General features: G+C 62.5%; 12 protein-coding genes. 1 reads left to right on the forward strand and 11 read right to left on the reverse strand.

Going from position 1 to position 13060, the window contains the following annotated elements; all coding sequences use genetic code 11:
• Positions 1-111: 111 nt before the first annotated feature.
• The 11 genes from L1P09_RS24010 to L1P09_RS24060 form a co-directional block, all read right to left on the reverse strand.
• Positions 112-897, reverse strand: a complete 786-nt coding sequence (locus tag L1P09_RS24010) for a MetQ/NlpA family ABC transporter substrate-binding protein (protein ID WP_054905155.1) — start codon at positions 895-897, stop codon at positions 112-114.
• A 161-nt stretch (positions 898-1058) separates the two neighbouring features.
• Positions 1059-1901, reverse strand: coding sequence for a sigma 54-interacting transcriptional regulator (locus L1P09_RS24015; RefSeq protein ID WP_054881744.1), 843 nt, complete (start codon positions 1899-1901; stop codon positions 1059-1061).
• Between the two features lie 49 nt (positions 1902-1950).
• A complete protein-coding gene (locus L1P09_RS24020) occupies positions 1951-2532 on the reverse strand; it encodes an alpha/beta hydrolase (protein WP_054905156.1) in 582 nt (193 codons plus the stop codon).
• 201 nt (positions 2533-2733) lie between these two features.
• Positions 2734-3723, reverse strand: coding sequence for a sulfate/molybdate ABC transporter ATP-binding protein (locus L1P09_RS24025; RefSeq protein WP_009683702.1), 990 nt, complete (start codon positions 3721-3723; stop codon positions 2734-2736).
• Positions 3724-3726: 3 nt separating this feature from the next.
• A complete protein-coding gene (gene cysW, locus L1P09_RS24030) occupies positions 3727-4599 on the reverse strand; it encodes a sulfate ABC transporter permease subunit CysW (RefSeq protein WP_009683703.1) in 873 nt (290 codons plus the stop codon).
• An 11-nt stretch (positions 4600-4610) separates the two neighbouring features.
• Positions 4611-5429 (reverse strand): sulfate ABC transporter permease subunit CysT, encoded by an 819-nt coding sequence (gene cysT, locus L1P09_RS24035; RefSeq protein WP_009683704.1) that lies wholly within the window; start codon positions 5427-5429, stop codon positions 4611-4613.
• Between the two features lie 172 nt (positions 5430-5601).
• On the reverse strand, positions 5602-6609 hold the full coding sequence (locus L1P09_RS24040) for a sulfate ABC transporter substrate-binding protein (RefSeq protein ID WP_235768214.1): 1008 nt from the start codon (positions 6607-6609) through the stop codon (positions 5602-5604).
• A gap of 47 nt (positions 6610-6656) precedes the next feature.
• Entirely contained in the window at positions 6657-6839 is a 183-nt protein-coding gene (oscA, locus tag L1P09_RS24045) for a sulfur starvation response protein OscA (protein WP_009683706.1), read from the reverse strand.
• Positions 6840-7083: 244 nt separating this feature from the next.
• The gene (locus L1P09_RS24050) at positions 7084-10137 is read right to left on the reverse strand and encodes an efflux RND transporter permease subunit (RefSeq protein WP_235768215.1); all 3054 of its coding nucleotides are present in this window, start codon (positions 10135-10137) and stop codon (positions 7084-7086) included.
• The gene (locus L1P09_RS24055; protein ID WP_235768216.1) at positions 10134-11201 is read right to left on the reverse strand and encodes an efflux RND transporter periplasmic adaptor subunit; all 1068 of its coding nucleotides are present in this window, start codon (positions 11199-11201) and stop codon (positions 10134-10136) included. Before L1P09_RS24055 ends, L1P09_RS24050 begins: the two co-directional genes overlap by 4 nt.
• Positions 11198-12286: an efflux RND transporter periplasmic adaptor subunit gene (locus tag L1P09_RS24060; protein WP_054905161.1), complete on the reverse strand. Its 1089-nt coding sequence runs from the start codon at positions 12284-12286 to the stop codon at positions 11198-11200. Before L1P09_RS24060 ends, L1P09_RS24055 begins: the two co-directional genes overlap by 4 nt.
• Before the next feature lie 314 nt (positions 12287-12600).
• Here L1P09_RS24060 and L1P09_RS24065 point away from each other — a divergent pair, with 314 nt between their 5' ends.
• On the forward strand, positions 12601-13056 hold the full coding sequence (locus tag L1P09_RS24065; RefSeq protein WP_235768217.1) for an REP-associated tyrosine transposase: 456 nt from the start codon (positions 12601-12603) through the stop codon (positions 13054-13056).
• Positions 13057-13060: the final 4 nt, after the last annotated feature.

The following is a 13060-nucleotide window of genomic DNA, read 5'->3' on the forward strand; positions in this document are numbered from 1 at the left end:
ATCGCGACACAAGGCCGCTCCTACAAGATGGCGCTTTGGTAGGGGCGCTGCGGCCGGAAGCAAAAACGCCGACACATGGGGGTCGGCGTTTTTTCGTTGACTGCTGGCGGATCAGAACGCCGGCAGTACGGCGCCCTGGTACTTCTTGGCGATGAATTCCTTCACTTGCGGGCTGGTCAGGGCCTTGGCCAGTTTCTGCATGGCATCACTGTCCTTGTTGTCCGGGCGCGCGACCAGGAAGTTCACGTACGGCGAGTCGGCACCTTCGATCACCAGCGCATCCTTGGCCGGGTTCAAGCCGGCTTCGAGGGCGTAGTTGGTGTTGATCATGTCCAGGTCCACCTGGTCCAGCACGCGTGGCAGCATGGCCGACTCAAGCTCGCGGAACTTCAGGTTCTTCGGGTTCTCGGCAATGTCCTTGGGGGTGGCCAGGGCGTTCTTCGGGTCCTTCAGGGTGATCAGGCCGGCCTTCTGCAGCAGGATCAGAGCACGCCCGCTGTTGCTCCCTTCGTTCGGAATGGCAACGGTGGCGCCCTCTTTCAGCTCGCTCAGGCTCTTGACCTTCTTCGAATAGCCACCGAACGGCTCGACGTGCACGCCCACCACGGTTACCAGGTGGGTGCCCTTGCCTTCGTTGAAGCTCTTCAGGTAAGGCAGCGTCTGGAAGTAGTTGGCGTCCAGGCGCTTCTGGTCCACCTGCACGTTCGGCTGCACGTAGTCGGTGAAGACCTTGATCTGCAAGTCCACCCCTTCTTTGGCCAGGGTAGGCTTGATCAGCTCGAGGATTTCGGCGTGCGGTACCGGGGTAGCGGCAACCACCAGTTTCTCGGCAGCGGCGGCCAGGCCGGAAAACGCGAGGGCGGCGGCCAGGGCGGTGGTCAGCAGGGTCTTCTTCATGGTGGTCCTTATTCTGAATCTGGGCCATCGGCGATGGCGAATCGGCTGCCCAACCGCTTCACCAGTGGGCGTGAAGCGGACAATACCTAGAATTTTTATTCCGTAACAATATCTTTTATTTCGCTAGTTATTCCAAAAAATACAGTCACTACGGGTTTTGCTTATGAGCCATGGCTAGCCAGGGGTCTTGGCAGGTCGAGGTCATGGGGCAACAGCTCGTCGCTATCATTTACCAGCAGGGCAAAGTGAATGACATTCTCCAGCTCGCGGGTATTGCCCGGCCACGGGTGGGCTTCCAGCACCTGCTGCGCGGCCTCGCTCACCAGGGGCACCGGGCGCTGCAGCCGGGCACTGTAGATACCCACGAAATACTCGGCCAACGGCAGGATATCGCCTGGCCGCTCGCGCAAGGGCGGCAGCTCCAGCGCGCCTTCATGCAGGTAGTGGTAGAGCCGCTCGTGGAAGCGACCGGCACGCACCACCCGAGCCAAGTCGATACTGCTGGCGGCTACCAGCCGTACATCCACCGGCTGTGGCTGTTGCGCCCCAACACGCATCACCTCACGGTTCTCCAGCGCTGCCAGCAGCTTGCCCTGGATGGCCAGCGGCAAGTCGGCGATTTCGTCCAGGTAAAGCGTGCCGCCGTTGGCCGAGCCAAACCAGCCGGCGCGGCTGCTGGCCGTACCGCCATGGCTGCCAGCGCTATAGCCGAACAACTCGGCGTCGGCATAGGTCGGGCTGATGGCCGCGCAGTTGACCGACACGAACAGCCCGCTACGGTCGCTGGTACGGTGGATTTGCCGCGCCAGCAGCTCCTTGCCGGTACCGGTCTCGCCACGAATCAGCACCGGCAAGGGTTGCGGCGCCAGGAGCTCAAGCTCATCGCGCAGCCGCTGCGAGCGTGGGTCGATGAACACCAATGCCTTGGCACGGATGCTCAAGGGGCTTTTGTCCAGTTCAGGAAAGGTCAGCAGCGGCTGGCCAAACGGGTTTTGAAAAGTCATGAAGAAACTCCCGCCCCAGGCCTGAGGTGGCCGGGCGTACAGGGGCCAATCAGGCGCGGCGCAGTGCGCGCTGCTCGACCCGGCTTTGCAAGCGATACAAGTAGGCGAAGCCTTGTTCCCAGCGCTCATGCCCGGACTTGACGTTGATGTGCCCGGCGTTGCTCAGCAACCCCGCTTCGGCACCCCAGGCCTGGGCCAGGTATAACGCCCGCGGCACGCTCACGGCAGGGTCGTTGTCCGAGCTGACAACCTGGCTGGGAAATGGCAACACCCCGAGCGGAATCGGCGCAAAGTTGCGCAGGGCCGACGCACAGGCGGGCCGCTCGACGTCCGCAGGCGCCACCAGCAACGCCCCCCTCACCCGCCGCAGCAACGCCGGGCTGGCCTGCGCGGCCCAATGGGCGACGGTGATGCAGCCTAGGCTATGGGCGATCAGGATGACTGGCGAGGGCTCGGCGGCAATCGCCTGTTCCAGCGCCTGCACCCAGTCCTGGCGTTGCGGGGTCAACCAGTCATGCTGCTCGACCCGCGCGCTGTTGGGCAGGGTGCGCTGCCAGTGGCTTTGCCAGTGGTTGTCTGGCGATCCTTGCCAGCCCGGCACAATCAGGTATCGAATCGACTCATTGCGCATGGGACGCCTCCAGTAAGTTTGCGTGCTTGGAGGCCAGTATAAAGACGGGGTTATATTCGTAAAGGAATAAGAAGCTATTTATTAATAACCAAAATACCAGTATTGGCGTTGCGTTGCGGTGGGCTGCAAAGCAGCCGCGGCAATCTCACAGGTACAAAAAAGCCCGGGACCAACCCCGGGCTTTGCATCAGCCACCGCGACTCAGATATCCGCCACCTTCTGCCAAACCTTCGGCCGGAAGAACAGCGTCTCCCCACGCGCCAGGCCGGTCAGGCTATCGTGGTCCTTGACCACTTCGGCTTCGATCAACTCGCTCTGCCCTTCCACCTTCAGGGTCACCCGGGTAGTCGCGCCCAACGGCCGAATGTCGCGCACTTCGGCCGCATGGTGGCCTTCGGTTTCATGGCGCGACAAAGACACCTCGTGCGGCCGGAACAGCACATGGTGCCCTTCGCTCAACGCCAGGCGGTTGGAGTCACCGAGGAAGTGGTAGACGAAATCGTTGGCCGGTTGCTCATACACCTCGCCCGGCGAACCGATCTGCTCGATCACGCCTTTGTTCATCACCACGATGCGGTCTGCCACCTCCATGGCTTCTTCCTGGTCGTGGGTGACGAATACCGAGGTCAGGTTGATGTCCTCGTGCAGCCGCGCCAGCCAGCGGCGCAGCTCTTTGCGCACCTTGGCATCCAACGCACCGAACGGCTCATCCAGCAGCAGCACCTTGGGCTCCACCGCCAGTGCCCGGGCCAGGGCGATGCGCTGGCGCTGGCCACCCGACAACTGCTCAGGGTAGCGGTCGGACAACCAGTCCAGTTGCACCATGTTCAGCAGCTCATGCACTTTCTCGGCGATCCTGCTTTCGCTAGGGCGCTCGCCCTTGGGCTTCATGCGCAGGCCGAACGCCACGTTGTCGAACACGCTCATGTGGCGGAACAGTGCGTAGTGCTGGAACACGAACCCCACGTTGCGGTCGCGCACGTCGCGGCCCGACACGTCCTCGCCATGGAACACGATGTTGCCCTGGTCCGGGGTTTCCAGGCCGGCGATGATGCGCAGCAGGGTGGTCTTGCCGCAGCCGGACGGGCCGAGCAAGGCCACCAGCTCGCCGCTGTTGATGTCCAGGGTGATGTTGTCCAGGGCCTGGAAGCTGTTGAAGCGCTTGCTGACGTTACGAACTTCGATCGACATGAGTCATTCCTCCGCGGCGCCGTGGCGCAGGCGGTTAATACGGTTCTCGCTCCACTGCTTGAGCAGCAGGATGAAGAGCGCCAGGATCAGCAACAGGCTGGCCACGCTGAAGGCTGCGACGTGGTTGTACTCGTTGTAGAGAATTTCCACGTGCAGCGGCAGGGTGTTGGTCACGCCACGAATGTGGCCGGACACCACCGACACCGCGCCAAACTCGCCCATGGCCCGCGCAGTACACAGCACCACGCCGTAGATCAGCCCCCACTTGATGTTCGGCAGGGTCACGTGCCAGAACATCTGCCAACCGTTGGCGCCGAGCAGCCGCGCGGCCTCCTCCTCTTGCGTGCCCTGCTCCTGCATCAGCGGGATCAGCTCACGGGCCACGAACGGTACGGTGACGAAAATGGTCGCCAGGACGATGCCCGGCAGGGCGAAGACGATCTGGATATCGTGGTCTTGCAGCCACGGCCCGAACAGGCCCTGCGCGCCGAACATCAGCACGTAGACCAGGCCGGCGATCACCGGCGACACCGAGAACGGCAGGTCGATCAGGGTGACCAGGATGCTCTTGCCGCGGAAGGTGTACTTGCTCACGCACCAGGCGGCGCTTACCCCGAACACCAGGTTCAGCGGCACCGAGATGGCCACGGCGAGCAGGGTCAGTTTCAGCGCCGACAAGGCGTCGGGTTCGAGGATCGCCTCGAAGAAGGTGCCAAAACCGTTCTTCAGCGCCTGCGATACCACAATGACCAGGGGCAGCAGCAAAAACAGCACGAACACCAGCCAACCAAGGCCGATCAGGATACGCCGCGAAGTGGCGCTACCACGGCGGGCGGCGTTGGCGGCCGCGCTTGCACTCAGGGATGAACTGGACATGCCGGCCTCCTTCAAGGGGTTTCGATACGGCGCTGCAGCAGGTTGATCAGCAGCAGCAGGATGAAGGAAACCACCAGCATCAGCACGCCAATGGCGGTGGCCCCGGTGTAGTCGTACTGGTCGAGCTTGACCATGATCAGCAGCGGCAGGATCTCGGTCTTCATTGGCATGTTGCCAGCAATGAAAATCACCGAACCGTACTCGCCCACGCCACGGGCGAAGGCCAGGGCAAAGCCGGTCAGCCAGGCGGGCAGCAGGGCCGGCGCCAGGATGTGGCGGAACACCTGCAGCGGCTTGGCACCCAGGCAGGCCGCAGCCTCTTCCACTTCACGCGGGATGTCGGCCAGAACCGGCTGCACGGTGCGGACCACGAACGGCAGGGTGACGAACGTCAGCGCCAGGGTGATGCCCAGTGGGGTGTAGGCGATCTTGAAGCCCAGGTCGGTGGCGAACTGACCGACCCAGCCCTGGGGGGCGTAAAGCGCGGTCAGGGCAATACCGGCAACGGCCGTGGGCAGGGCGAACGGCAGGTCGATCATCGCATCGATGACCTTACGCCCCGGGAAGGTGTAGCGCACCAGCACCCAGGCCAGCAGGGTGCCAATCACACCATTGATGATGGCCGCGAACAGGGCAGTGCCGAAACTCAGTTTGAGCGCGGCGATTACCCGCGGCGCACTGATGATGTTCCAGAACTGCTCGAAGGTCAGCTGCGAGGCATGGATGAACATGGCCGCCAGCGGTATCAGCACGATCAGGCTGAGGTACACCAAGGTGTAGCCCAGCGTCAGCCCGAAGCCGGGTATGACGGGGGAAATGCGGCGTGACATAAATATCCCTGGTTGAATGCACTCGGCCCAGTATCGATCCGGGGCCGGTACAGGCTTTTGAAGCGAGGTCCTTGTGGGAGCGGGCATGCCCGCGAACACCGGCGTAGCCGGTGCCGGCCACCGCGCTGGATTCTTCGCGGGCACGCCCGCTCCCACAGAGACCGCGTCGCCGTTACTGTGCCTGATAGATCTGGTCGAACACACCGCCATCATTGAAGAATTTCGGTTGTGCAGTCTTCCAGCCACCAAAGTCCTTGTCGATGGTCACCAGGTCCAGTTTCGGGAACTGCTTGCCAAACTCGGCCGCGACCTTTTCATCACGCGGGCGGTAGAAGTTCTCGGCGGCAATCTTCTGCCCGGCCGGGCTATACAGGTGCTTGAGGTATTCGGTGGCAATCTCGGTATTGCCTTTCTTCTCGGCGTTCTTGTCCACCACCGCCACCGGCGGCTCGGCGAGAATCGACAGCGACGGCACGACGATCTCGAACTTGTCGGCACCGCCGTCTTCCTTCAGTGCCAGGAACGCTTCGTTTTCCCAGGCCAACAACACATCGCCCTGGCCATTGTTGACGAAGGTGATGGTAGAGCCGCGCGCGCCGGTATCCAGCACCGGCACATGCTTGAACAGTTCCTGCACATAGGCCTTGGCCTTGTCTTCACTGCCGCCGGCCTTCAGGCCGTAAGCCCAGGCGGCAAGGAAGTTCCAACGTGCGCCGCCAGATGTTTTCGGGTTGGGGGTAATCACCGACACGTCGTTCTTGATCAGGTCGCCCCAGTCCTTGATGCCTTTCGGGTTGCCCTTGCGCACCAGGAACACGATGGTCGAGGTATAGGGGGTGCTGGCGTCCGGCAGGCGGGTTTGCCAGTTCTCCGGCAAGCTCTTGCCCAGCTTGGCGATTTCGTCGATATCACCGGCCAGCGCCAGGGTCACCACGTCAGCGCGCAGACCGTCGATCACCGCCCGGCCCTGCTTGCCCGAGCCACCGTGGGATTGCTGGATCTTCACCGTGTCGCCCGGGTGCGCCTGCTGCCAATGCTGGATGAACTCGGCGTTGTATTGCTGGTACAGCTCACGGGTGGGGTCGTATGACACGTTCAGCAGTTCGTAATCCTTGGCGATGGCGGAACCGGCAAAAACGGCACTGGCCAGAGCGGCGAGCGCATAACGGCGGATGGACATGGTGAAGCTCCCGATGGCACTTGTTCTAGTTTTGAAAGGGTGTGGGCTCAGCCGGCCTTGTTTCCCGGCTGTTGCAGACGGAACTTCTCCTTGCGCTCGATCTGCACGACCTGGGCGTTATGCACCGTGATCTCCACCGCGCCAAAGCGCAGGTCGCGCAGGGCGTTCTGGATCTCCCGCAAAAGGCTGGCTTCGTCCTGACCATCGATATTACGCAGCGGTGCACTCATGCTCGTTCTCCTTGGCGTGAGATGCCGGGCGGGGATTTGAAGGGGTATTGCCTGGCTTGAGGGCAATAGTAGCGAGGGGTTTTTATTCTTAAAAATACTATTTAAGAATTTTTATATAACCGTTTTATTTTTCTGGTTCGAGGGCCCTATCGCCGGCAAGCCGGCTCCCACAGGCGTGTCACTGCCTCTCAGTTTTGTGAGGCCCCTGTGGGAGCTGGCTTGCCGGCGATAGAGCCTTGAGCCTTCAGTTTTGCTTCTGTGGCTCGCGGATTTTGTACCAGGCCACGTACAAGGCCGGCAGGAACAGCAGCGTCAGCAGCGTTGCACTGATGATGCCGCCAATCATGGCGTAGGCCATCGGCCCCCAGAACACTTCACGTGCAATCGGGATCATGCCCAGGCTCGCTGCGGCTGCCGTCAGCAGGATCGGCCGGCGACGGTGGTTGGTGGCCTCCACCACCGCGTCCCAAGGGGCATAGCCCTGCGCCTCGAACTCATCGATCTGGGTAACCAGAATCACCGAGTTGCGGATGATGATACCGACCAGCGCCAGGATGCCGAGAATCGCCACGAAGCCCATCGGCGTACCGGTAGGCACCAGCGCCAGCACCACGCCGATCAGCCCCAGTGGCGCCACGCTGATTACCAGGAACAGCTTCTGCACGCTGTGCAGCTGGATCATCAGGAACGTGGCCATGAGGAACAGCATCAGCGGGATGACCTTGGCGATCGGCCCTTGGGCCTTGCCACTCTCCTCCACGGTACCGCCCGTGGCCACTTCGTAGCCTACCGGCAGTTTGCTGGCGAACTCGTCGATTTTCGGCTTCAGTTGCGCCACCAGGTCGGTGGGTTGAATGTCGCCGTTGACCGAGGCCTTGATGGTGATGGTTGGCTTGCGGTCACGCCGCCATACTAGTGGCTGCTCCAGCTCGTAGCGCACGGTGGCAAACGACAGCAGCGGAATCGAGGTGCCGTTGGAGGTCAGGATCTGCAGGTTCTGCAGGGTATCGGGCGAACCACGCTCGCTGTCCTCGGCACGCGCGACCACGTCGATCAGGTAGATGCTGTCGTTGACCTGGGTGATCTGCACACCGCTGACGATGCTGTTCATCACGTTGGCCACATCTTCCGACGACAGCCCCAGCTGGCGCGCCTTGTCCTGGGCAATGTCCACGCGCAGTACTTTGCCAGGCTCGTTCCAGTCGTAGATCATCTCGCCTATGTTGCGGTTCTGGTTGAGCAAGGTCGCCAGGTCGATGGCGTGCTTGCGCACCTCGTCGATACTGGTGCCGCTGACCCGGTACTGGATCGGCCGCCCCACCGGCGGGCCCATTTCCAGCGATTGCACGTTGGTGCCGATGCCGACGAACTCTTCATGCAGGATTTTCTGCAAACGCTCGATCATGCCCTGGCGCTCTTCCAGGCCCTTGCTGACAATCACCAACTGGGCGTAATACGGGTTTTGCAACTGCTGGTCGAGCGGCAGGTAGAACCGCACGGCGCCCTGGCCGATGTAGGTGCTCCAGTGCACCAGGTCCGGGTCGTCCTTGAGGCGCGCCTCGAAGCGGTCGACCACCTTGCGCGTCTCCTCGATCGAAGCGTTCTGCGGCAGGTTCAGGTCGACCAGGATCTCCGGGCGGTCCGACGCGGGGAAGAACTGGTTCTGCACGAAGCGCATGCTGAACAGCGCCAGGGCAAACAGCAGGATGGTACCGATGATGGTCAGCCAGCGATGGCGCATGCACCACAGCAGCCCACCCTCGAACGCCCTGGCCACGCGCCCAGGCTTGGCTTCGTGAGCCTTGACCTTGCTGCTGCTCAGGATGTGCACCCCCAGCACCGGGGCGAAGAACACCGCCACCACCCAGGACACCAGCAAGGCCACGGCGATTACCGCGAACAGGGTGAAGGTGTACTCGCCTGCAGAACTGGCGTTAAGGCCGATCGGCACGAAGCCGGCCACCGTGACCAGGGTACCGGTAAGCATCGGGAAGGCCGTGGAGGTGTAGGCGAACGTGGCCGCCTGCTCCTTGCTGTCGCCCATTTCCAGCCGGGTGACCATGACCTCCACGGTGATCATCGCATCGTCCACCAGCAAGCCCAGGGCAATGATCAGCGCGCCCAGCGAAATCCGCTGCATGGTGATACCGCTGTATTCCATGAACACGAACACCATCGCCAGCACCAAGGGTATCGAGCAGGCCACCACCAGCCCCGCGCGCATGCCTAGGCTGACAAAGCTTACCGCCAGCACGATCACCACCGCTTCGAACAACGCACTGGTGAAGCCGCCAACCGCCTTCTTGACGACTACGGCCTGGTCCGACACGGTATGCACGCCAACGCCTATCGGCAGGTCCTGGGTCACCTGGTCCATGCGTTTTTTCAGTGCGGCGCCGAACGCCTGCACGTTGCCGCCGGCCTTCATGCCAATGGCCAGACCAATGGCGGTCTGGCCGTTGTAGCGGAACATCGGTGAAGGCGGGTCGACATAACCGCGCTCGATAGCGGCGATATCGGCCAGGCGGAAGAAGCGGTCATTGATCTTCAGGTTGACGGTTTGCAGGTCCTTTTCCGAGGCAAACTGCCCGGAGGTTCGCACCGAGATGCGCTCTGGTCCGGCCTCTATCACCCCCGCCGGGGTGACCGCGTTCTGCGCTTGCAGGGCCTGCATCACCTGGCGCTGGTCAATGCCCAGGGCGGCCAGCTTGCGGGTGGAGAAGTTCAGGTACAGCACTTCATCCTGGGTGCCGATGAACTCGATCTTGCCGATATTGGGTACATCGCGCACTTCTGCACGGGCCTGCTCCACATAGTCACGCAGCTGGCGCAGGGTAAGGCCGTCGGCGGTGAAGGCATAGATCGAACCGAACACATCGCCGAACTCGTCGTTGAACCCAGGCCCCTGGATGCCAGCAGGGAACTGGCCACGGATGTCCTGGATCTTCTTGCGCACCTGATACCAGATTTGCGGGATATCCTCGGCCTTGGTGGTATCACGCAGGTACACGTAGACCGTGGATTCGCCCGGCCGGGTGTAGCTCTTGGTGTAGTCGAGCGAGTCGAGTTCTTCGAGCTTTTTCTCGATACGGTCGGTGACCTGGTACAGGGTCTCGTCCTGGGTCGCACCGGGCCATCGGGTCTGGATGACCATGGTCTTGATGGTGAACGACGGGTCTTCTTCACGGCCCAGGTTGAAGTAGGAAAAAATCCCCATCAACAGGGCAACGAACATCAGGTACCAGACGAACGATTGATGCTTGAGTGCCCAGTCGGACAGGTTGAAGCTTCCTTTCATTGCGCATCCTCGTCGAAAGCGACCTTCTGGCCAGGCTTGAGGCTGTTCACGCCCGCAGTCACCACACGTTCATCAGGCTGCACGCCAGAGGCCACGACGATGCTGTCGGAAGTACGGTCGATCAGGGTCACGTCACGGGTGCCGACCGTTTTCTGCCGGGTGTCGATGACCCACACCTGGGTCTTGCCGTCGCGTTCGAGCAAGGCACTCAAGGGCAGCTCGCTGCGCGGCGACACTTGCGAGGTCAGCGTCACACTGACCGCGGTGCCCAGGTGGAAGGCTGCCGGGGTGTTTGCCAAGGTCAGGCGCGCACGGCGGGTACGGGTCGTGGGATCGGCCTGCGGCTCCAGCTCGCGCAGGGTAGCGGTGGTGTTGATGGTCGGGTCGAGTTGCGAAGCGACGGTGAATGTCAGCCCTTTGTCCAGTTGCTCTGCCAGGCTGATCGGCAAGTCGATCACCGCCTCCTTCACATCAGGCCGGGCCAGGGTCACCACGGCCTGCCCGGCGGTGACCGTCTGCCCGGCCTCGGCCTGCCAGGCCGTGATGACCGCTGCATGGTCGCTACGCAGGGTGCTGTAGCCGAGCTGGTCACGGGCCTGGCTGACAGAGGCGCGCGCCTGCTCCAGCGTCGCGCTGGTGGTTTTCAGGTTGGTCTGGGCGACATCCAGCTGCGCCTGGGCACCCACCCCACGGTCGTACAGCTGTTGCTGGCGACGGGCATCGGCCTGGGCATTGATCCATTGCGCCTGCACCCTGGCCAGGTCGCCTTCGGCGGCACGCAGTTGGTTCTGCTGGTCGGTGGGGTCGAGGGTGGCCAAGGTATCGCCCGGCTTGACCTGGGCTCCCACGTCCAGCCAACGCCGGGCAATGCGCCCGGCTACGCGGAAGCCCAAGGTGCTCTCGAAGCGTGCCTCGATATTGCCAGCGAAGCGGCCCAGTTGCGTCTGCACCTGCGGCTCGACCTTCACCGACAGCACCGGCCGGATCGGCTCTGGGGCTTGCTCGTCACCCTCGCAGGCAGCCAGCAGCATGCCGGCTGACAGTATCAGCAGCAGCCGTGTCATAGCTCACCCCCTGGGCGTTTGGCATCCACCTTCTCCACCTGCATGCCGGGGTGCAACAGCTGGCTGCCGTTGACCACCACGGTTTCGCCCGCCTGCAAGCCGCTGGCGATGACCACCTTGCCAGTCAGGTAGCGGCCGACTTCGACCTTGCGCAGTTCGACCTTGTCACCCTCACCCACCACCCACACGGCAGGTGCGTGCAGGGCCTTGGTCAAGGCCGACCACGGCAGCTCGATGCTCGGCCGCCCCACGGTACTGGTGCTGGCCGTCACCGGCGCGCCCAGCTGCATTTCGGCGGGTACATCCTTCAGGGCCACCTTGACCTGTACCGTGCCGCTTTGCGCCGACACGGTGGGCGTGATTTCGCGGATCACGCCGCGCGCCTGGACCTTGGGGTCGTCCAGCAGGCGGACGAGTATTTCGGCGTTGCCGGGCGGTGCCACCAGCAAGGATTCGTACACATTGAACACGGCATCGCGGTCGCCATCGACGGCCAGGCTGAAGATCGGCATGGTCGCCTGCACCACCTGGCCTACTTCGGCCTGCCGCGCGGTGATCACCCCGGCGGCGTCGGAGACCAGCGCGGTGTAGCCGAGTTGTTCATTGGCACTGGCCAGTTGCGCCTGGGCCGCCTTGAGCGCGCTCTGGTTGCTGCGCAGCGCCGCTTCGGCGGCATCGTATTCGCTTTTGCTGGTGTAGCCCTTGGGCAGCAGTTTTTGCTGGCGCACGAAGGCCGCACGGGTCTGGGTGACCCGCGCCTGCGCGGCAAACACCTCGGCCTTGGCCGAATTCACGTTGTTCTGCAGGTCTTTCGGGTCCAGGCGTGCGAGCACCTGGTTGGCCTTGACGTGGTCACCCACATCGACGCTGCGCGAAATGATCTTGCCCCCCACACGGAACGACAGGTCCGTCTGCACCCGCGCCTGTACATCGCCAGTCAGGGTGACCCTGGCGGCGAAGTCGGTGGGTTGAACCTGCTGCACGCCCACCCGCGGCAATGTTTCAGGCACCTCTTCCTTACTACACCCGGCGAGCATGCACAGCAGCCCCAGGCAAACGACCGACAGCGGACGTATCAACGTCATGCAGGCTCCTTGCTTGCGCACAAATGGTTTGTGGGATGCGACTGTCAGCGTAGTTCAGGGTTCGATAAACATCACTGACGGGGGTCAGTTCGGCAGTTTCGGCGCTTGCGCCGGCCTCTTCGCGGGCACGCCCGCTCCCACCGGGTAAGCGCAAGTCTCAGGGCCTGCGCTTTTCCTGTGGGAGCGGGCAAGCCCGCGAAAGGGCCGGCACAGCCAAGCACGTGCTTCAGTTATATCCGGAAACCACCAACCACCCGGCCACCCCGCTTCAGCCACTACTTTCAAAGGGAGGTTCAATTTCAAGGAAGATCACAATGCCGTTAGCCGAATCCCATCTGCTGCGCCGTGGGCGCTTTTCCGAGCCAGGCAGGCTTTACATGCTGACCACCAAAACTCACCTGCGGCGGCCACTGTTCAATGACTTCGTCCACGCTCGCCTGGTGGTCAGACACCTGCGGGTCTCCGATGGCATCGAGGACTGCCGGTCATTGGCCTGGGTAGTGATGCCCGACCATCTGCATTGGTTGATCGAACTGAAGGAAGTGGCATTGGCGACACTGATGCGCAAGTTCAAATCACGCACAGCCATTGCCTTGCGCAAGGCAGGTGTCAGGCACAAGCCGATATGGCAACCGGGGTATCACGACCATGCACTGCGGCGGGAAGAGAATGTGGTGCATGTGGCCCGGTACATCGTTGCCAATCCCTTGAGGGCAGGCTTGGTCCGGAGTGTCAGGGATTATCCACACTGGGATGCGGTATGGCTTTGAATCG

It is taken from the genome of Pseudomonas juntendi, from assembly GCF_021560075.1.
Classification (GTDB): Bacteria; Pseudomonadota; Gammaproteobacteria; order Pseudomonadales; family Pseudomonadaceae; genus Aquipseudomonas; species Aquipseudomonas juntendi.

Coding starts and splice junctions, on each gene's coding strand:
- L1P09_RS24010 (WP_054905155.1), bottom strand. CDS start 897: ATGAAGAAGACCCTGCTGACCACCGCCCTGGCCGCCGCCCTCGCGTTT.
- L1P09_RS24015 (WP_054881744.1), bottom strand. CDS start 1,901: ATGACTTTTCAAAACCCGTTTGGCCAGCCGCTGCTGACCTTTCCTGAA.
- L1P09_RS24020 (WP_054905156.1), bottom strand. CDS start 2,532: ATGCGCAATGAGTCGATTCGATACCTGATTGTGCCGGGCTGGCAAGGA.
- L1P09_RS24025 (WP_009683702.1), bottom strand. CDS start 3,723: ATGTCGATCGAAGTTCGTAACGTCAGCAAGCGCTTCAACAGCTTCCAG.
- cysW (WP_009683703.1), bottom strand. CDS start 4,599: ATGTCCAGTTCATCCCTGAGTGCAAGCGCGGCCGCCAACGCCGCCCGC.
- cysT (WP_009683704.1), bottom strand. CDS start 5,429: ATGTCACGCCGCATTTCCCCCGTCATACCCGGCTTCGGGCTGACGCTG.
- L1P09_RS24040 (WP_235768214.1), bottom strand. CDS start 6,609: ATGTCCATCCGCCGTTATGCGCTCGCCGCTCTGGCCAGTGCCGTTTTT.
- oscA (WP_009683706.1), bottom strand. CDS start 6,839: ATGAGTGCACCGCTGCGTAATATCGATGGTCAGGACGAAGCCAGCCTT.
- L1P09_RS24050 (WP_235768215.1), bottom strand. CDS start 10,137: ATGAAAGGAAGCTTCAACCTGTCCGACTGGGCACTCAAGCATCAATCG.
- L1P09_RS24055 (WP_235768216.1), bottom strand. CDS start 11,201: ATGACACGGCTGCTGCTGATACTGTCAGCCGGCATGCTGCTGGCTGCC.
- L1P09_RS24060 (WP_054905161.1), bottom strand. CDS start 12,286: ATGACGTTGATACGTCCGCTGTCGGTCGTTTGCCTGGGGCTGCTGTGC.
- L1P09_RS24065 (WP_235768217.1), top strand. CDS start 12,601: ATGCCGTTAGCCGAATCCCATCTGCTGCGCCGTGGGCGCTTTTCCGAG.